General features: G+C 68.3%; 16 protein-coding genes. 9 read left to right on the top strand and 7 right to left on the bottom strand.

All coding sequences use genetic code 11. The features are described from left to right. The first annotated feature begins 44 nt into the window (after window positions 1–44). Together KIT53_RS08745 and KIT53_RS08740 are read left to right on the top strand one after the other, a co-directional pair. Window positions 45–1,031, top strand: coding sequence for a tripartite tricarboxylate transporter substrate binding protein (locus tag KIT53_RS08745; RefSeq protein ID WP_297750714.1), 987 nt, complete (start codon window positions 45–47; stop codon window positions 1,029–1,031). A 10-nt stretch (window positions 1,032–1,041) separates the two neighbouring features. Beyond that, on the top strand, window positions 1,042–2,691 hold the full coding sequence (locus tag KIT53_RS08740; RefSeq protein WP_297750711.1) for an AMP-binding protein: 1,650 nt from the start codon (window positions 1,042–1,044) through the stop codon (window positions 2,689–2,691). Here KIT53_RS08740 and KIT53_RS08735 read toward each other — a convergent pair. Further along, on the bottom strand, window positions 2,612–3,460 hold the full coding sequence (locus KIT53_RS08735) for a FadR/GntR family transcriptional regulator (protein ID WP_297750708.1): 849 nt from the start codon (window positions 3,458–3,460) through the stop codon (window positions 2,612–2,614). The two genes, KIT53_RS08740 and KIT53_RS08735, sit on opposite strands and share 80 nt — an antisense overlap. An 83-nt stretch (window positions 3,461–3,543) precedes the next feature. Between KIT53_RS08735 and KIT53_RS08730 the strand changes: the two genes are divergently transcribed. From KIT53_RS08730 to KIT53_RS08715, 4 genes are read left to right on the top strand one after another with little or no spacing between them, the layout of a single operon-like run. Then, on the top strand, window positions 3,544–4,413 hold the full coding sequence (locus KIT53_RS08730) for a branched-chain amino acid ABC transporter permease (protein WP_297750705.1): 870 nt from the start codon (window positions 3,544–3,546) through the stop codon (window positions 4,411–4,413). Window positions 4,414–4,421: 8 nt separating this feature from the next. Next, window positions 4,422–6,950, top strand: a complete 2,529-nt coding sequence (locus KIT53_RS08725; RefSeq protein ID WP_297750702.1) for a branched-chain amino acid ABC transporter ATP-binding protein/permease — start codon at window positions 4,422–4,424, stop codon at window positions 6,948–6,950. A gap of 49 nt (window positions 6,951–6,999) precedes the next feature. Further along, a complete protein-coding gene (locus tag KIT53_RS08720) occupies window positions 7,000–8,226 on the top strand; it encodes an ABC transporter substrate-binding protein (RefSeq protein ID WP_297750699.1) in 1,227 nt (408 codons plus the stop codon). 2 nt (window positions 8,227–8,228) lie between these two features. Next, window positions 8,229–9,044, top strand: coding sequence for an SDR family NAD(P)-dependent oxidoreductase (locus KIT53_RS08715; protein WP_297750696.1), 816 nt, complete (start codon window positions 8,229–8,231; stop codon window positions 9,042–9,044). A gap of 192 nt (window positions 9,045–9,236) precedes the next feature. On the opposite strand, the gene KIT53_RS08710 is transcribed toward KIT53_RS08715, so the two are convergent. From KIT53_RS08710 to KIT53_RS08685, 6 genes are all read right to left on the bottom strand, one after another. Then, window positions 9,237–10,163, bottom strand: coding sequence for an SMP-30/gluconolactonase/LRE family protein (locus KIT53_RS08710; RefSeq protein WP_297750693.1), 927 nt, complete (start codon window positions 10,161–10,163; stop codon window positions 9,237–9,239). A gap of 184 nt (window positions 10,164–10,347) precedes the next feature. Next, a complete protein-coding gene (locus tag KIT53_RS08705) occupies window positions 10,348–11,991 on the bottom strand; it encodes an AMP-binding protein (RefSeq protein WP_297750690.1) in 1,644 nt (547 codons plus the stop codon). Between the two features lie 8 nt (window positions 11,992–11,999). Beyond that, complete coding sequence (locus KIT53_RS08700) at window positions 12,000–12,764, bottom strand: SDR family NAD(P)-dependent oxidoreductase (RefSeq protein WP_297750688.1); 765 nt, start codon at window positions 12,762–12,764, stop codon at window positions 12,000–12,002. After that, window positions 12,761–13,840 (bottom strand): amidohydrolase family protein, encoded by a 1,080-nt coding sequence (locus KIT53_RS08695; RefSeq protein ID WP_297750685.1) that lies wholly within the window; start codon window positions 13,838–13,840, stop codon window positions 12,761–12,763. The genes KIT53_RS08700 and KIT53_RS08695 overlap by 4 nt, the downstream gene beginning before the upstream one ends. A 13-nt stretch (window positions 13,841–13,853) precedes the next feature. Continuing rightward, window positions 13,854–14,615, bottom strand: a complete 762-nt coding sequence (locus KIT53_RS08690; protein WP_297750682.1) for an SDR family NAD(P)-dependent oxidoreductase — start codon at window positions 14,613–14,615, stop codon at window positions 13,854–13,856. Between the two features lie 197 nt (window positions 14,616–14,812). Next, window positions 14,813–15,832 carry a cyclase family protein gene (locus tag KIT53_RS08685; protein ID WP_297750679.1) on the bottom strand — a complete coding sequence of 340 codons (1,020 nt, stop codon included), beginning with the start codon at window positions 15,830–15,832 and terminating at the stop codon, window positions 14,813–14,815. Window positions 15,833–15,935: 103 nt separating this feature from the next. Here KIT53_RS08685 and KIT53_RS08680 point away from each other — a divergent pair, with 103 nt between their 5' ends. Genes KIT53_RS08680 through KIT53_RS08670 form a run of 3 tightly spaced genes read left to right on the top strand, consistent with a single transcriptional unit; the run spans window position 15,936 to window position 18,723 of the window. Next, window positions 15,936–17,117, top strand: a complete 1,182-nt coding sequence (locus KIT53_RS08680; protein ID WP_297750676.1) for an acetyl-CoA acetyltransferase — start codon at window positions 15,936–15,938, stop codon at window positions 17,115–17,117. Window positions 17,118–17,125: 8 nt separating this feature from the next. Beyond that, the gene (locus tag KIT53_RS08675; RefSeq protein WP_297750673.1) at window positions 17,126–17,587 is read left to right on the top strand and encodes an OB-fold domain-containing protein; all 462 of its coding nucleotides are present in this window, start codon (window positions 17,126–17,128) and stop codon (window positions 17,585–17,587) included. Next, entirely contained in the window at window positions 17,569–18,723 is a 1,155-nt protein-coding gene (locus KIT53_RS08670) for an MFS transporter (protein WP_297750670.1), read from the top strand. The genes KIT53_RS08675 and KIT53_RS08670 overlap by 19 nt, the downstream gene beginning before the upstream one ends.

The following is an 18,723-nucleotide window of genomic DNA, read 5'->3' as shown; positions in this document are numbered from 1 at the left end:
TACGATACGGGTCCACTGTGCATGAACTTGAAAAGGCCGGAGACATGAAGAACTTTTTCCCCAAGCTTTTGTTCGGCGCCGGCGCCCTGCTGGCCATGGCGAGCACCCCGTTGCATGCCCAGCAGCCGGCGACCTACCCGATCAGGAGCGTGACCATCGTGGTGCCGTTCACCGCCGGAGGGGCCACCGACGTCTCCGCGCGCCTGATTGCCGCGCTGCTGACCAAGCAGCTCGGCCAACCCTTCGTGGTGGAAAACCGCACCGGCGCCAGCGGCATGATCGGCATGAATGTGGTGGCGCGGGCTGCGCCCGATGGCTACACCCTGGGCTGGGGAGGCAACAGCCCGATGTCGGTGGCGCCGCACCTGAGCAAGACGCCCATGTACGACCCGCTGACGGCCTTCGCGCCGGTGAGCCTGGCGGCCATTTCGTCCTGGATCATGACCACGCGCCCGCAACTGCCCGTCTCCAGCGTGGCGGAACTGGTGGCGCTGGCCAAGTCGCAGCCGGGCAAGCTGACCTTCGCTTCGTCTGGCAATGGCAGCGCACCGCACCTCATCGGTGAGCTGTTCAAGAGTTCGGCCGGCATCGATATGTTGCACGTGCCGTTCAAGGGCGAGATCGATGGCTTCAACGCCATGATGTCCGGGCAGGTCGACATGATGATGGGCTCCACCTCGGCGGCGTCCCAACTGGTCAAGGCCGGCCGCCTCAAGGGGCTGGCCGTGACCACGCCCAAGCGAGATCCCGCGGTGCCCGACCTGCCCACCGTGACCGAGGCTGGCGCGCCGGACCTGACCTTCGAGATTTTCTTCGGCATGCTCGCGCCGGCCGGTACGCCCGCGCCCGTGGTGGCCCGGCTGGCCGAAGCCATGAAGGTGGCGGTGGCCGATCCCAGCTACAAGGAGACCATGGCCAAGGCCGGCGTGATCGCCACCAGCAGCACGCCCGAGGAATTCCGCGCGCTGCTGGTGCGGCACAACGACCGCTGGAAGGACATCATCCGCCGCAACAACATCTCCACCGACTGAGCGACACCCCATGCCCGATCCCCAAGCGGCCGTTCAGGCCGACACCTATGCGCTGCGGGACCTGAGCTTTCCCCGCGTGCTGGCTCGCCAGGTCGCCGTGCGGCCGGACAAGGTCTTCCTGACCGAGACCGCGGGCGGCCGCCGCTTCACCTACCGCGAGATGGACAACTGGTCCAACCGCGCGGCGCACGCGCTCGCCGGCTTCGGCGTGACGCGGGGCAGCCATGTGGGCGTGTTTCTGGGCAATTGCGCGGAGCACATCGCGCTCTTCCTGGGCATCGGCAAACTCGGCGCGGTGTCGGTGCCGGTGAACACCGCCGCGCGCGGCGAGCTGTTGCGTTACTACCTGAGCCAGTCGGACTGCGAGTCGGTGGTGGTGGAGGACACGCTCGTCGAGCGCCTCAACGAGGTGCTGCCGGACCTGCCCGGGATCCGCCGGGTGATGGTGGTGGCCACCGGCGAGGCCGGGGCCGCGCCGGTGCGCGCCGATGGCCGCCCGGTGGCCGACTTCGCCGAGCGTGTGGCGATGTCCGACGATGCGCCGTGCGGCCAGGACGTGCGCTGCTCGGACCTGCTGATGCTGGCCTACACCTCCGGCACCACCGGTCCTTCCAAGGGCAGCATGCTGTCGCACGCGGCGGCGCTCACCTACGGCACCAGCGCGGCCGAGGCGCAGGGGTACCGCGCGTCCGACGTGTTCTATGTCTGCCTGCCGCTGTTCCACAACAACGCGCTGCTCGCGGCCACTGGTGCGGCCATGGTCTGCGGGGCCTCGGTGGTGCTGTCGCGCCGCTTCTCCGTCACGCGCTTCTGGGGCGAGATCAGGGATCACCGCGCGACCATCACCAACTTCCTCGGTGCCATGTCCAGCTTTCTCTGGAGCCAACCCCCCAGCCCCCAAGACGCCGACAACGACCTGCGTCTGGTGAGCATGGCGCCCACGCCCAAGTACGCGGCCGAATTCGAACAGCGCTTTGGCCTGCGCGCGATGAACAACTACGGCCTTTCGGATTTCGGCATGGTGACCTCGTTCACCGAGCACGATCCGCGCGACAAGCTGGGCTCCATCGGCCGCCAGCGCCGCGGCTTCCAGGTTCGCATCGTGGACGACGACGATTTCGAGGTCGGCCCCGGCGAGGTGGGGGAGATCGTGATGCAGAGCGACGAGCCCTGGCGTGCGGCCACCGGCTACTACCGCATGCCCGAAGCCACGCTGGCCGCGCACCGCAACCAGTGGTTTCACACCGGAGACCGTGGCATGCGGGACGAGGACGGCTTTCTCTGGTTCGTCGATCGCAAGAAGGACTGTATCCGCCGGCGTGGAGAGAACATCTCGGCTTTCGAGGTGGAGCAGATCATCGCCACCCACCCGGCGGTGGCCAACGCCGCCGTGGTGCCGCTGGCCACGAGCAACAACGACGAGGAAGTCGGGGCGGTGGTGGTGCGCAGGGACGGCAGCGCGCTGGACGAGCGGCAGATCATCGAGCACTGCCAGCGCAACATGGCCTACTTCATGGTGCCGCGCTATATCCAGTTCCGCGCTGAACTGCCGACCACGGTGAACCAGAAGGTGGAGAAGTTCAGGCTGCGCCAGGAGCTCGAGCGCGACCTTTCTTTGGCGTGGGACCGCGAGGCGGCCGGCGTGCAGGTTCAGCGCTAGCGGCGGGCGCGGTCGATGCCGGCTTGCCCGGCGGCAGACCACGCGCCTTGACCATGTAGCCCTGCTGGAGCTTGGTCAGGGCGGAGGCCATTTCCTTCACGGCCTTCTCTGCATCGCGCTTGCGCAGGTGGTTGAGCAGCCGCTTGCGTGAGGGCAGGGTGTAGTCCTGGTCCTCGGTCGGGCCGATGGCCTTCACGAACTGGCGCGTGATTTCCATGATGCCCTCGGTCGTGGCCAGCAGGATGGGGTTGTGCGTGGCCTTGGCGAGCAGCACGTGAAAAGCCTGGTGGTACTTGGTGCGCTCCTCGAAGCTGCCGGCCTTGTGCATCTCCTCGGCCATGGCCACGTTGCGCTCCAGTTCGGCCAGGTCCTCGTCGGTCATGTTCTCGCAGGCCATGCGGATCACGGCTGAGCTGATGGAAATGCGCGCCGCCGTGAGGTGCTCGGGGGTGATGGCGCCCAGGAAGTACAGGTCGCGCATGCCGTTGACCACCGCGTTGGAGCTGCCCGGCAGCACGAAAGCGCCACCGGCGGAACCCAGCTTGAGCTCGATGAGGCCGCTGAGTTCGAGTGCCCGCAACGCCTCGCGCATGGTGTTGCGGCTGACGCCGAACATCTGCGCCAGATCGCGCTCGGGTGGCAGTTTGTCACCGGGCCGGAGCTTCCCTTCGGAAATGTTGCGCCGCAACTGGCTCGCCACTTCCTGGTAGATGCGTTGGGGACTTATCGGCTGGATGCCGAAGCTGGAGGTGGGAGCGGATGTTTTCATGTCGCAATCGTAGTGGCAAAGGATGGTTGTTGCCCGGGCAATTTCTATTGCTTCATTGGTTGGTCCAATGATATATTGACGAGATGCTTGACGCGATACTTTCCCAGACGGTCAACGGGCTGGTGCTGGGTTTTCTGTTCATCCTGATCTCGATCGGGCTGTCGATAGTCTTTGGGCTGCTGGGCATCGTGAACGTGGCGCACGGGGCATTCTTCGCTCTGGGCGCTTACTTCGCGCTGACGCTGCAGCGCGAGTTTGGCTGGGCGGCGGTGGTGCTCGCGCCCCTTGGGGTGGGGCTGGTGGGCATCGTGGTGGAGCGCGTGCTGGTGCGCCGGCTCTACGGCAAAGACCCGCTGATGACGCTGGTGCTGACCTTCGCGCTCTCGCTGTTCATCGAAGCCGTGATCCGCACCACCTGGGGCTCCAGCGCGCAGCCGCTGTCGCCGCCGGAGCTGTTCTCCGGCTTCGTCGAGTACGGACCCATTCTCACCACCACCTACCGCCTGGCGGTGCTGTGCATCACCGTGGCGCTGCTGCTGCTGCTCTGGGCCTTCCTGGTCTTCACGCCCTACGGCCGCATCCTGCGCGCGGGCAGCCGCGACCCGCAGATGGTCGGCATGCTGGGCATCAACCTGCCTCTGGTGCTCACCGGCGCCTTCGGCGTGGGCTGCATGCTGGCCGGCGCGGCCGGGGTGCTGGCCGCGCCCCTGTGGTCGGTCACGCCCAGCATGTCCGCGCAGGCCATCATGCCGGCCTTCGTCATCGTCACCATCGGCGGCCTGGGCTCCTACGGCGGCGCGGTGGTGGCCGGCCTGCTGGTGGGCCTGGTCACGGCCATGAGCACCCAGTTCTTCCCGCAGGCCGCCGGCGTGGCGATGTACCTGCTGATGGCCGCCATCCTGCTGGTGCGTCCGCGTGGCCTCTTTGGCGAGCATTGGGAACACTTCTCATGATCCGAGTCTTGAAACATCCCGTGGCGCAAGTGGCGGCCGCGCTGCTGGTGCTCAGCCTGCTGACCCTGGTGACCACGCTGCCGCTGGGCCGTGTCACCCAGATCGCCATCTATGTGCTGTATGCGGCCGGCATCGGCCTGCTGGTGGGCTACCTGGGCCTGGTGCCCTTTGGTGGCTCGGTGTTCTTCGGCCTGGCCAGCTACGCGGCCGCGCTCTCGCTGCTGCACTGGTTCGCCGATCTCAACGAGTTCGTCGGCCTGGCGTTCGCGGTGGTCTTCACCGCGCTGGTGGCGCTGCCGGTGGGCGCACTCATCCTGCGCCGGCGCGGGCTGTACTTCTCGCTGCTGAGCCTGGCCTGCGCCATGATCACCTACGAGATCGCCTACAAGTGGACGGACTTCACCGGCGGCGAGAACGGCCTGCAGCGCGTGCCGCGCCCGGTGCTGGAGTCGGACCTGGCCTTCCACCTTTTCGTGGTGGGGGCCGTGCTGGTCACGCTCTGGCTGATGTGGCGCCTGGCGCATTCGCCGCTGGGCCGGCTGTTCCAGGCCATCCGGGACAACGAGCAGCGCGCCTCCAGCCTGGGCTACGACGTGCAGCGCGTCAAGCTGGCCGGCTTTGTGCTCTCGGCCGCGATCACCGGGCTGGCCGGCGGGCTGCTGACCCTGTTCATGCGCGGCGTGTACGCCAATCCGCTGAGCTGGGAGCACGCGGCCGACGCACTGCTGATGACGGTGCTGGGCGGCATGCACCACTTTGTGGGCTCGCTCTGGGGCGCGGTGCTGTTCATCGTGCTGGAGGACCAGCTCAGCACCCTGATCAACAACTGGTGGCTGGTGTTCGCGCCCATCATCATCGTGGTCGCGCTGGCCGCGCCCGAGGGGATCCACGGCCTGCTGCGGCGCGCCATCGGGCTCAAGGGCTGGACGCTGGTGCGCGAAGGCATTCCCGAGCGCCCGGCGCGGATCACGCCCTATGTGCCGGCGGCCGCTGCCCACGCGGGCGCCTCGGCTGAGCCGCTGCTCAGCGTGCGCGGGCTGAGCAAGAAGTTCGGCTCGCTCACGGTTGCCGCGGGCTACGACTTTGACGTGCACGCGGGCACGCTGCACAGCTTCATCGGCCCCAATGGCGCGGGCAAGACCACGTTCTTCAACATGCTCAGCGGCGTATTGCCGGCCGATGGCGGGGTGGTGCGCTTCCTGGGGCAGGACATCACCCGCCTGCCGATGCACAAACGCATCCGCCTGGGGCTGGCGCGCTCGTTCCAGATCGTGAGCGTGTTCACCCACCTCAGCGCGTTCGAGAACGTGCGCCTGGCGGTGCAGGCCACGCGGCCGGCGGCGCACGCGCCCTGGCGCGACGCGCACGCCGACGAGGAGGTCAATGCGCGCACCTGGTCGGTGCTGGAGGCGGTGGGCCTGAGCGCGCGCGCGGGTGAGCTCTGCACGGATCTCTCGCACGGCGAGCGGCGCCTGCTGGAGATTGGCATCACGCTGGCCACGGAGGCCCGGCTGCTGCTGCTGGACGAGCCGCTGGCGGGTCTGGCCGAGGCGGACCGCGAGCGCGTGGCCGGCCTGATCCAGGCGCTGGCGCGTTCGCACGCGGTGGTGCTGATCGAACACGACATCGACCGCGTGCTCGCGCTCTCGGACCGCATCACCGTGCTGCACCAGGGCCGTCTCATTGCCGATGGCAAGCCGGCCGAGGTGGCGGCCAACCCGGAGGTGGTGCGGGCCTACCTGGGCAGCCCTCCGCAGGAGCGCGGGGTGTCGGCGGCCACGGCCGCGCCGGTGCGTGCCGATGCGCCGGTGCTGCTGCAGGCCAGCGGGCTGGCCGCCGGCTATGGCGGGGGCCGCATCCTGGACGGCGTGAACCTCACGGTGCGCGAAGGCGAGGCCGTGGCCCTGCTGGGGCGCAATGGCGTGGGCAAGACCACGCTGCTGCGCGCGCTCTACGGCATGCTGCCCGCCGACGAGGGGCGCGTGGTATGGGGCGGGCGCGAGATCCAGGCCCTGCGCCCGTTCGAGATCAACCGGCTGGGCATGTCCATGGTGCCCGAGGGCCGGCGCCTGTTCCCCAACCTCACGGTGCAGGACAACCTGCTCATCGCGATGCGCAAGGGCGGGATGTCGCTGGAGGAGATCTACGAGCTGTTTCCGCGCCTGGCCACGGTGCGCCGCTCGCGTGCGGAGAACATCTCCGGTGGCGAGCGCCAGATGGTGGCGATCGCGCGCTCGCTGCTCACGCCCAGCCGCCTGATCCTGCTGGACGAGCCTTTCGAGGGCCTGGCGCCGGCGGTGGTCAACGAGGTGATGGCCGCGGTGCTCAAGCTGCGCGGGCGCGTGGCCATGGTGCTGGTGGAGCACCACGCCGAGCAGGTGCTCTCCATCGTCGACCGCGCCGTGGTGCTGGTCAATGGCCGCGTGGCGTTCGAGGGCCAGGCCTCTGCTCTGGCCGCCGATTCCGCTCTGCAGGCTCGCCTGCTCGGCATCGTCGAGGCTGCGCCAACCGCTGTTTCCCAGGCCGAGCCTGCCTGATCCGCGTTTTCGTTCAGGGCTCACTTCACTCATCCAACAGGAGACAACCATGTCACGTGATTCGCACTTCTCTCCCGATCGCCGCCGCCTGCTGCAGACGGCGGGGGCCGGGGCGGCCATTCTGGGCGCACCGGCGCTGGTGTTTTCGCAAGGCAACGCGCCCATCAAGATCGGCAGTGTGCTGCCGCGCCAAGGGCCGTTCGCGCTGCAGGGCGAGGCGGCGACCCTGGGCATCAAGATCGCGCTGGACCAGGCCAACAACCAGGTGCTGGGCCGGCCCATCCAGTGGGTGGCGTACGACGAGCCCAACCCGCTGGGTGCGCAGCAGAACATGCAGAAGCTGATCCAGGAGGACAAGGTGGCGGCGGTCATCGGTGGCAGCAACAGCGCCACCGGCCTGGCCATTGCCTCCACCGCCGCGGCCGGCAAGATGCCCACTATCATCAGCGCAGCCCTGGCACGCGAGATCACCGGCAAGAACTGCAACCGCTACGTCTTCCGCAACAACGCGCCGCCGCCGGTGTACGCCAAGCTGCTGGCGCGCCAACTGCTGCCCATCGGCAAGCGCTGGTACTTCCTGGTGGGGGCCTACGCCTACGGCCAGGAGGCTTACCAGATGCTCAAGAAGGAGCTCGAAGCCGCAGGCGGCACCGACCTGGGCGTGGATTCGGCCGCCGTGGGCACGACCGACTTCAGTTCCATCATCCTCAAGATCCGCCAGGCGCGGCCCGACGTGGTGGCCCTGGGCATCGCCGGCACCGACCTCACAGCCTTCCTCAAGCAGTACAACGAGTTCGGTCTGCGCGGCCGCATTCCGCTGGCCAGCCTCACGGCCACCGACGAGGACGTCTGGTCGCAGAGCAACATCTCCGGGATCATGGGCAAGTACTGGCATTTCAACAACCCGGCCAACGGCCCGGCCGAACTCGCCTTCAACGAAGCCGTGCGCAAGATCAAGGGAACGCCGGCCTCGGCGAGCATGGCGCAGGGCTGGGTGTGCATGAACATGGTCCTGGCGGCGATCGAGAAGGAAAAGTCGGCCGCCGCGCCGGCCATCGTGCGCGGCCTGGAAACGGTGCGTCCTGCGCACGTGCCGGGCTACTTCCGTGAATGGGACCACCAGTTCATCACCCGCTTGCCGGTGGTGAAGGTGCGCGACAAGGTCACCGATCGCTACGACATGCTGGAGATGCTCAATGCCGACATGAAGATGGCCGATTTCGAGGCGCTGTACGGCACCAAGGAAGAGATCGGCTGCTCCATGGGCGGCCTCTGAGCGTGGCGCCGACCGCCTTGCAAGGCCAGGTGGCCATCGTCACCGGCGCGGCGCGCGGCCTGGGCCGCGCCTATGCGCTGCGCCTGGCCGCGCTCGGGGCCGACGTGGTGATCGCCGACATCGACCTGGAGTCCGCCAGGCAGTTTGACGAAGCGCTCACCGCCGCCAGCGTGCCCGACGAAGTGCGCGCGCTGGGTCGGCGCAGCCTGGGCGTGCAAGGCGACCTGACGCAGCGCGAGGCGGCCGACGCCCTGGTGGCGCGCACGCTGGCCGAGTTTGGTCGAGTGGACATCCTGGTCAACAACGCCGGTGGCGCCTTCTCTCCGGTGGAGCGCAGTGCCGCGTCGCGCTTCCCCGACGAGGACATGGCGCAGATGTTCGGCGTGAACTACCTCAGCGCGGTGCATTGCTGCCAGGCCGTGGCCGAGCCCATGCGCGCGCAGCGCAGCGGCGTGATCGTCAACATCGCGACCATGGTGGCGCTCGACGCCTCCAAGTCCGGCGCCAACCTCACGCCGTACTCCGTGGCCAAGGCCGCCGTGCTGCACTACACGCGCCACCTCGCCGCCGAACTCGGCCCCGACGGCATCCGCGTGAACTGCCTCTCGCCCGGCGGCATGCTCACGCAGCGCATCCGCAAACAGTCCGAAGGCCGCAACATGCACACCGAAAAGGAAATGCGGCGCATCCCGCTGCGCCGCTTCGGTGAGGTCGAAGACTGCGCCAACGTGCTCGAATTCCTGGTCACGCCCCTCTCGGGCTACGTCACCGGCCAGTGCATATCGGTCTGCGGCGGTGCGGTGCTGACGCCGTCGTAGGGAGGGCGGCCACCCCGCCCAATCTCAGAGACGCCAAGGGCCCGACCTCACCACCCCAGCGAGCGAAGCGAGGCGTGCAAGCCCAGAGATGCCGAGGGTCCGGCTCCGCCGGCCCAAGGCATCGTCCCCCCTCGAAGCGCCGAAGGCGCGCTACGGAGGGGGGGAAGCCGCGCAGCGGCGCAGGGGGTGTCCTCAGCCCCCAAAATTGAGTTTCAGACCCGGCCGGTCCCAGGTCATCGCGACCAGTTCGCCGCGGTGGGCCAGGGTGATGTAGGCGGTCTTCATGTCGGTGCCGCCAAAGCAGATGTTGGTGGTGTGGCCGTCGGGCATGGGCACGTGGTTCACGGTCGCGCCGTCGGGGGACACGGTGGTGATGCCGCCCCGGATCAGCGTGGCGCAGCAGACCGTGCCATCGGCGCAGACGGCCATGGAGTCCAGCATCTGCAGGCCGGGCAGACCCACCACCAGGCGGCCGCCGTTGGGCGAGGGCCGGGGCTGCTTCGCCACCTCACCGGGACCGGTGATATCGAAGGCCCAGAGGCGCCCGGTCTCGGTTTCGGCCACGTAGAGGGTCTTCTCGTCCGGCGACAGGCCCACGCCGTTGGGTTTGGAGATCGGAAAGATCACCTCCTTGAGCAGGCTGCCGTCGGCGCGCGCGTAGTACACGCCGCCGCGGTCCATATCGCGCGCGCGGGTCTTGCCGAGGTCGGAAAACCAGAAGCCGCCCTGGCGGTCGAACACCAGGTCGTTGGGACCGCAGAGGCGGTGCGGGCCGGTGTGGGTGTAGAGCACCTCGCTCTTGCCGGTGTCGAGATCGACGCGCTCGATGCGGCCCCCCCGGTAGTCGGCGCTGGGCCCGACCACATGGCGCTTGCCGTCCTCCACATGCCAGGCGAAACCGCCGTTGTTGCAGACATAGACCTTGCCATCGGGCCCGATCGCAGCGCCGTTGGGCCCATCGCCCAGCTCGGCCACGGTCTGCTTGCTGCCGTCGGGCCGCACACGTGTCAGGCGCCCGCCAGCCACCTCCACCACCAGCACGGAACCGTCTGGCAGGGCCACCGGCCCCTCAGGAAAGTCCAGGCCACTGGCCACGACGCGAATATCAGGTTGATGCATGTCTTTCCTCCATGACGCCGAACGTCCTTCTCAAGAGATCACCCCAGCGAGCGAAGCGAGGCGCCCAAACCCAGAGATGCCGAGGGTCCGGCTCCGCCGGCCCAAGGCATCGTCCCCCCTCCCAGCGCCGAAGGCGCGCCAGAGAGGGGGGAAGCCGCGCAGCGGCGCAGGGGGGTGTTCCCCATCACCTTTCCAACACGATGCCGCTGCGCTCGCGGTCCCAGACGGTGTCGAGTGCGGCTTCCATGCCTTGCTTGAGGCGGAACTTCTCCACCTTCTGGTTCACCGTGATGGGCAGCTCCGGCAGGATCTGCACGTAGCGCGGCACCATGAAATAGGACATGTTGCGGGCGCAGTGCTGCACGAGGTCGGCCTCGCTGAGGACCTGTCCCTCGCGCAGCACCACGCTGGCGCCCACCTCTTCGTCTCCCTCGGGTGTCTTGACCGGAAACACCGCCACGTTGGCGATGGCGTCGAAGCGCGCGATCACCTGCTCGACCTCGTAGGCCGAGATGTTCTCGCCGCGCCGGCGTATGCAGTCCTTCTTGCGGTCCACGAACCAGAAGTAGCCGTCGGCGTCGCAGCGTGCGCGGTCGCCGGTGTGGAACCACTGGTTGCGGTGCGCCGCCAGGGTGGCTTCGGGCATCTTGTAGTAGCCGGTGGTGGCGCGCCAGGGTTCGTGCGAACGGATCACGAGCTCGCCCACCACGTCCGGCGGGCATTCGAAGTCGTCGTCGTCGACAATGCGCAGCTCGAAGTCGCGCCGTGCCATGCCGATCGAGCCGAGCTTGCTCGGCGGCGCGCCCGGCACGAAGGCGCTGACCGTGCCGAAGTCCGAGAGACCGTAGTTGCTCATGGCCTTGAGGCCGAAGCGGGTCTCGAACGCCTGCACGAAGCCTGGCATGGGCGACATGCTGACCAGCCGGAGCTGGTTGTCGGCGTCGTCCGGGCGCGGCGGCTGGCTCCAGAGGAAGTTGGACATGGCCCCCAGGAAGTTGGTGATGGTCGCGCGCGAATGGCGGATCTCGTCCATGAAGCGCGAGGCCGAGAAGCGCTGCGACAGCGCTACCGAGCCACCGCAGACCAGCGCCGCGCAGAAGGCCGCAAGCAGCGCGTTGTTGTGGAACAGCGGCAGGCAGATGTAGAAGATGTCCGAAGTCCGGTAGCCCTGGGCTTCGGCCGCGCTGGTGCCGTAGGTGAGGGCGGCGGCGTGGGGCAGCATGCTGGCCTTGGACGGGCCGGTGGTGCCGCTGGTGAAGGCCAGCATCAGCAGGTCCGAGCACTTGACGTCCGCGTCCGGCGCGGTGGTGGGCGCGGCAGCCAGCAGCGCCGCCAGGTCGTGGGCGGGCTTGGGCAGCTTCAGGCTGTCTGGCGCGGCGGCTCGGCCATCGGCGCCCAGCACGATCACACCGCGCACCAGGTCGAGTTCGGGCAGCACCTCGGCCAGGCGGGGCGCCAGCGCCTCGTCCACCAGCACCAGAGAAGCATCGCCATGACTCATGTAGTAGCGCAGCAGGTCGCCGCGCGCGGCGGTGTTGACCGGCACCGACACCGCACCCAGCTTGCCCAGGCCCAGGAAGATGGCGAGGTGCTCGGCCGAGTTGCCCAGCATCAGGCCCACGTGCTGTCCCTTTTGCACGCCCACGGCCCTCAGCGCGTTCGCGGCGCGGTTGGCGAAGTCGTCGAGTTCGGCGTAGGTCCACTGGCGCCCGGTCCACAGCTCGGTGAGCAGGACCTTGTTGCCAAAACGCTGGCGCTGCTTGTGCAACACCTGGCCGATGGTGAGTTCGCGCAGGGCGAAGTTGTCGCGTTGGTAGGTGTCGGTCATGAAAGAACTCAGGGCATGTAGGTGCCGCCGTTGATGTCGAAAATCGCACCGGTGATGAAGGAAGATGCGTCGGACGCCAGGTAGGAGACCGCCGAGGCGATCTCTTCCGGGTCACCATACCGGCCCAGGGGCACGCTGCGGGTGAAGGCGGCGCGCACCTCGGGCGAGGAGCCGGCGGTCATGGCGCTCAGGATGGGGCCGGGCGTGACGCTGTTGGCGGTGATGCCGTCGGGCGCTCCCTCCAGCGCGGCGATGCGGGTGAATCCGATCAGGCCGGCCTTGGTGGCGGCGTAGTGCGCGCTCGCCACCGGCGAGACGGTGCGCCCGCCGCGTGAGGAGATGTTGATCACGCGGCCCCAGCGGTGGCGGCGCATCAGCGGCATCACCAACTGGCAGAACAGGAAGGGGGCGGTGAGGTTGATGGCCAGCACGTCCCGCCACTGCGCCGACGGTATCTGCTCGATGGTGAACTTGCCGCCGTCGCGCTTGGGGTGGATGCCGGCGTTGTTGACCAGGATGTCGCAGCGGCCGTGGCGCTGGTCCACCTCCGCGACGGCGGCGCGGATCTGCGCTTCGTCCGCCACATCGCAGACGATGGCATGGGTGCGGCCTTCCAGTTCGTCGGCAACGCGCTGCACCTCAGCCGACCGGTCCAGCATCACGGTGGTGATGCCGTCGCGCACGAACTGCGTGGCGATGGCCAGGCCGATGCCGCTGGCCGCCCCAGTGACCAGAGCCACGCGTGGCGCGGTGGCGGGAGCGGCGCTGCTCATGGCTTCACCGGTGCGGGCAGGGCCAGTTCGGCGGGCAGGCGGTAGGCGCGCACCGCGCTGCCGGCGAAGAGATCGTTCTTCTCGGACTCGGAGAAACCCTCGGCCATGCGCTTGAATGCATTCCACAGCACGCGGTAGGTACAGCAGGACTTGTCGACCGGGAAGTTGCTCTCGAACATGGCGCGCGAGGTGCCGAAAGCCTCGATGCAGGTCTGCACGTAGGGGCCCCAGGCCTTGGCCAGTTCCTCGGAGGTCGGTGGCAGGTCACGGTCGTGGAAGTCGAAGCCGCCCAGGCGCATGCCGATGCCGCCGAGCTTGACGGTGACGTTCGGGCGCTCGGCCAGCGCCTGGATGGAGGCCTTCCATTCCCGGAACACCTCGTCCTGCCGGCCCGCGTAGGGTCCCAGGCCGGCGCGACCGCCCAGGTGGTTGAGTACCACCGGCGTGTGCGGATGCAGATCGATGAGCTCGATGAGCTGCGGCAGCTGCGGGTGGTAGACCCACGCGTCGAAAGAAAGGCCCATCTGGCCCAGCACTGCGTAGCCTTCGCGGAACGCGGGGTTGCGCAGCAGGTCTTGCGGCGGCGGACGCAGCAGCGTGCTCACCTCAGGGCTGGCGTCCCAGGCCGCCATGTGGCGGATGCCGCGAAAGCGGTCGGGTGCGCGGTCTTTGCAAGCCTGCAGGACCTCTTGAGCGAAGGCGCCCAGCGTCAGGTCCACCTTGCCGATGATGCCGGCGCAGGCGCGCACCGCGCCATACACGCCGCTGGCGCTCATGGCGCCCACACCATTGACGAACTCGACTTCGCCCACGCAGGCGAAGCGCGGATCGCCGTCGGCGCGGTACATGGAACTGCATTCGGCGAACACCGTGCCGCGCACGTGGTGGCCCGTGTTCAGGTCCGCCAGCAGGTCGGGCAGCAGGTAGCGGTGGTGAGGGCGGTCCCAGAGGTGGTGGTGCGGGTCGACGATGGGTCGCCCCGGGTCGAGCACGGGTTCGTCGCGCAGGGCCAGCCAGGCTTCGTCGATGTGGTGGTGCGGCGGTGCGCCGCGTTTCGGGGCTGTCGTCGTGCTCATGCGTGTCTCCCTCTCAGCACATGAAGGTGCCGCCGTTGACGTCGATCACGGTGCCGGTGAGGTAGCCCGAATCTTCCGATGCCAGGAACTCCACCACGTGGCCGATCTCGTCGGGCGTGCCGATGCGGCCCACCGGGATGCGCCCGACCAGCATGGCGCGCTGCTCGGCGCTGCCCTGCTCGGTCATGGGCGAGACGATGCGCCCCGGGGCGATGCAGTTGGCGGTGATGCCATGCGGCGCCACCTCCGCCGCGATGACCCGCGTCATGCCGATCATGCCGGCCTTGGCCGCGGCGTAGTGGATACCGGCGGTGTCGACGAGCGTGCGGCCCGCGCGCGAAGACATGTTGACGATGCGGCCCCAACCGTTGCGCTGCATGAGGGGCGCGACCTCGCGGCACAGCACGAAGGCGGCGGTCAGGTTCACGCCCAGCACTTCGTTCCACTGAGCCGTCGTCATCTTCAGGAAGCTGTTGCGCTCGCCGTTGACCTTGGGGTGTATGCCTGCGTTGTTCACCAGCACGTCGAAGCGCCCATACCGCGCATCCACGTCCGCCACCATCTTTTTCACGGCGGCCTCGTCGGCGATGTCCAGCACCACGGCCTGCGCCTGGTGGCCCTCGCTGGCAATGGCCGCGGCGGCGGCGTTCACCTTGTCGTCACGGTCGATCGCGATCACCTGGTAACCCGCCCGCGCCAGACGCTGCGCAATGCCCAGACCAATGCCACCGCCCGCACCCGTGACGGCAGCGACCCTTTGCAGTTTCGTGTTCAAGAGGTATCTCCTAGATCAGTGTTCAAACGATGAGGCACAAGGCACCAAGCCAGCGAAGCGAAGCAAGGCGAGGCGTGCAAACCCAGAGATGCCGAGGGTCCGGCTCCGCCGGCCCAAGGCATCGTCCCCCCTCCCAGCGCCGAAGGCGCGCCAGAGAGGGGGGAAGCCGCGCAGCGGCGCAGGGGGGTGTTCCACCCTCACACCGTGCCCACAGGCATGGGCGGCGAACCGACCAGGCCCGGCAGGCGCAGTGGTGGCGCGGTCAGCAGGAAGCGGCTGCGCCCGTGCTGGCGCAGCCAGGGGCCGATCTGGCCGAAGTACCAGATCTCGCCCAGGAAGATGCCCAGCTTGAACAGGCAGTGCTCGTGCAGGGGCATCATCGAATGCTTGGGGCCGCCGCCCGCGTTGGCGGCGCTGGTGACGGCTTCCACGCCCAGGTTGTCGGCGCAGATGGCGACCAGGCCGCTGTCGGTGATCCAGTTGAGCAAGGCCTTGTCGTTGCCGTCGAGTACCGCGCAGGACTTCTTGAGGCGGTCGAAGTCGGGTTGCTTGTTCATGGCCAGCACCATGTCGGCCCAGCCGGTGTAGAGGCAGAGGAAGTCGCCGGCCTCGACGACGGTCTTCTGGCGTTCCAGCGCGCGCATGAGGGCGTCGTAGCCCACGGCCACCTGCTGCTCACCGTAGATGGCCGCCAGGTCCACCATCACGCCGCGCCCTTGCGCGCCGGTTTCGGCCAGGGTTTCCATGCCGAGCTTGCGGGCGAACGGGCCACCGGGCTGGTCCGGTCCGAGCACATGCTCACCCGCGCGCCAGCCGTTGTAGTAGACGGGCTCGGCCACGCCGTCGCCGTCGGCGTCGAACTCCTGGCCCCAGTGCGCCAGCGAGTCCCATTGCGTGGAATACTGGGTGCAGATGGTCACCGCGTCGTCCGAGGTGATGTCGAACAGCGAGTGGTTCTGGCAGGAGAAGCAGAAGTTGTAGCTGTACTCGCCGGTGGCGCGGCGCGTGGCCTCGATGCGCGGTGCTCGCCGGCTGGGCACGAGGTCCGCTCCGCCGGGGTAGTCCAGCGGCAGGCTCAGGGAAAAGGCCAGTCCTTCGGTCACTTCGCGCACCGCGGCCAGCCGCCGCGCAGGGGTGATCAGGTTCATGCGCCCGATCTGGTCGTCGTCGCCGAAGTCGCCCCAGTTCGAGCCTTCGGGCCGGTTCTTCCATCGCATGTCGAGGTGTCTCCTGGTTGATTTGCCGGAATGAGTATAGATCGTATGCTAGTATTGGTCCATCCATTTGAACAATGAACTTATTCACCATCCAGGACGCCCGATGACAGACAACTCATTGAGGGGGCGCGTTGCCATCGTCGGCATCGGCGAGACCGCCTACTACAAGCATTCCCAGTCGCCGGACGCGGAGTTCAAGCTCGCGCTCAAGGCGGTGCTGGCGGCCGCCAAGGACGCGGGCATGGACCCGCGCGACATCGATGGCGTGGCCTCGTACTCCAACGACCGCAACGACCCGTCGCGCCTGGCCGCTGCGCTGGGCATGAAGCAGTTGCGTTCCACCACCATGCAGTGGGGCGGCGGCGGTGGCGGCTGCTGCGGCGCGGTGGCCAACGGCGCCGCAGCCATCGCATCCGGCCTGGCCGACTGCGTGGTGGCGTTCCGGGCGCTGGCGCAAGGCCAGTTCGGCCGCTTCGGCAAGGCGCCTACCGCGCCCACCATCTCCAGCGACATGGCCTACCAGGCGCCGTACGGCGTGCTGTCCCCGGGGCAGAAGTTCGCCATGAAGGCGCGCCGCTTCATGCATGAGAACGGCGTGAAGCAGGAAGCGCTGCGTGCCATCGCCATGGCTTCCTACCACCATGCGCAAGCCAATCCGCGCGCGGTGATGCACGGCAAGCCGCTGGACGCGGACAAGTACGACAACTCGCGCTGGATCGTCGAGCCCTTCCACCTGTTCGACTGCTGCATGGAGAACGACGGTGCGGCCGCCGTGATCATGGTGCCGGCCGAACGCGCGAAGGACTTTCCCAACCGCCCGGTGTACATCCTGGGCGCCGCGACCGGATCGGACTACCGCGTGGGTGCCAACGCGCACAACCAGCCCAACTACGCCAGTTCCAGCTTCTCCACCGTGGCGCCCAACATGTACCGTATGGCCGGCATGGGCCCCAAGGACGTGGGCGTGGTGCAGAGCTACGAGAACTTCACCGGTGGCGTGCTCATGGCGCTGGCCGAGCACGGCTTTTTCAAACCGGAGGAGGCGAACGACTTCCTGCAACTGGAGAACCTGATCGCGCCCAACGGCAAGCTGCCGCTCAATACCAGCGGCGGCAACCTGGCCGAGTGCTACATGCACGGCTTCGAGCTGGTGCTGGAGGCCGTGCGCCAGGTGCGCGGCACCTCCACGTCGCAGGCGCCGCGCAACGACGTGGCCCTGGTGATCGGCGGGCCCATGGTCACGCCGGTGAGCAATCTTCTTCTGGGTTCGGAGGCCACGCTGTGAGCGCCACCATGAGCAATACCAACGTCACCAACGAGTCCTACCTGCCGGCCGGCCTGCCGATCCCCGTTTCCGAGGGCGACGGCCTGTCCGCGCCGTTCTGGAACGGCCTGCGCGAGAACCGCGTCATGGTCCAGCACTGCAAGGCCTGTGGCACCTGGCAGCACGGTCCCGAGTGGATCTGCCATGGCTGCCACGCCATCGACCCGCCGTTCGAGGCGGTGGCACCGCGCGGCCGCATCTACAGCTGGGAGCGCGTCTGGCACCCGGTGCATCCCTGCCTGAACGACCATGGGCCCTACCTGGTGGTGGTGGTCGAGATCGATGGCGCGCCAGGCGTGCGGATGCTGGGCAACCTGCTCGGCGACCCCAAGGCCGAGGTGCGCATCGGTGCCGTGGTGGAAGGCGTGTTCGAGCACCATGCCGACGCACAGCCGCCCTATACACTGCTGCAGTGGCGGTACGTGAAATAGGCTCTTCCATTCCCCTTCGGCTGATCGGCCTGCTGGTGCTGGGCCATGTGGCCTTCGCCGGCGGGCGCTTCACGCTGACGCTGCAGGCGGTGGCGCTGCAGGCCTCGCCCGCCGCCATCGGCCTGGTGATGGGGCTGCTCATGGTGGTGCCCATGTTCCTGGCGGTGCGCATCGGCCGCTGGTCCGACACCCTGGGTTTCATGAAGCCCGCCTCGGCCGGCCTGGCCATGGGGGGCGCCGGGGCGCTGCTGGCGGCGTGGTGGCCCGGCATCCCGGTGCTGTGCGTGGCCAGTGTGCTGATTGGCACCGGCTACATGCTGGCGCACGTCGCGGTGAACAACGCCATTGGCCAGCAGTCACGTCCCGAGGAACTCACCCGCGCTTTTTCCTGGCTGGCCATGGGCTTCTCGGTCTCGGGCCTGGTCGGGCCGCTGATGTGCGGCCTGGCCATCGACCATCTGGGCTACCGGGCCGCCTTCACGCTCGCCGCGGTCTGTTCGCTGGCTTCTCTCTATGCGCTGGCTTCCATGCGCCAGGGGCAAGCCGTGCGGCCGCGGGTGCCTGCCGGCGAGGCGCGCCGCTCGGTGGTCGACCTGCTGCGTCACCCGCCGCTGCGCGCGGTGTTCGTGGTCAGCGGGCTGCTGTCCATGGGCTGGGACCTGTTTTCCTTTCTGGTGCCGCTGCACGGCGCGCGCTCCGGACTGAGCGCCACCGCCATCGGCCTGCTCATGGGCGCGTTCGGCGTCGGTACTTTCGTCATTCGCATCTTTTTGCCCTACCTGTCGGCGGGGCCGGGGCAGTGGCGCACGCTGCGCTGGGCGCTGTTCGTCACCGCCGTGGGCTACCTGTTGTTTCCCATGGCCGACAGCTTCGCCGCCATGTTGCCGGCGTCCTTCGCGCTGGGACTGGCGCTCGGCTGCGGTCAGCCGATGGCCATGAACCTGCTGCACGTGACGGCGCCCGCGGGCCGCGCGGGTGAGGCGGTGGGCGTGCGCTCCACGCTGACCAGTGCCAGCCAGACCTTCCTGCCCCTGGTGTTCGGTGCGCTGGGCGCCGCGCTGGGCGTAGGCGTGATGTTCTGGATCGGCGCGGTGGTGCTGGCAGGCGGTGGCGTTTACGCCGGCCGCCACCGCTGA

Source organism: Hydrogenophaga sp. (genome assembly GCF_026125785.1).
Taxonomy (GTDB): domain Bacteria; phylum Pseudomonadota; class Gammaproteobacteria; order Burkholderiales; family Burkholderiaceae_C; genus Hydrogenophaga.
This window is presented reverse-complemented; position numbering and strand designations above follow the sequence as displayed.